The 280-nt window shown below is 34.6% G+C and carries 1 protein-coding gene; it reads right to left on the bottom strand.

Features of this window, described 5'->3' with window-relative positions:
* On the bottom strand, window positions 1-280 hold a 280-nt coding region (locus WFZ85_RS16340), incomplete at both ends, for a hypothetical protein (RefSeq protein ID WP_342697294.1).

Genomic DNA, 280 nt, shown 5'->3' with positions numbered 1-280 from the left:
ATTTGAGTAAGTGGTTGTAGAATATGTGTTGGATGAACTGCTATGGACAGTGACACCGTTACGTTGGAAAACATAAGTTATAGTGCCTAACCCAGATGTATTGGAGGCGGTTGCATTAAATACAACATTAGCTCCAGTACAAAGTGTTGTTCCAGATGAAGTTAAAACTATACTCGGACTATTAACATTAAAATTAAGTGTATTAGAACTTGCAACACTTGAAGTTAAACAGGTACCACCAGAAACAGAAATATTACATTTTATACTTGAACCATTAACA

It is taken from the genome of Flavobacterium aureirubrum (assembly GCF_038739835.1).
Taxonomy (GTDB): Bacteria; Bacteroidota; Bacteroidia; order Flavobacteriales; family Flavobacteriaceae; genus Flavobacterium; species Flavobacterium aureirubrum.
The sequence above is the reverse complement of the archived record's forward strand: the minus strand, read 5'-3'. Positions and strand labels throughout refer to the sequence as shown.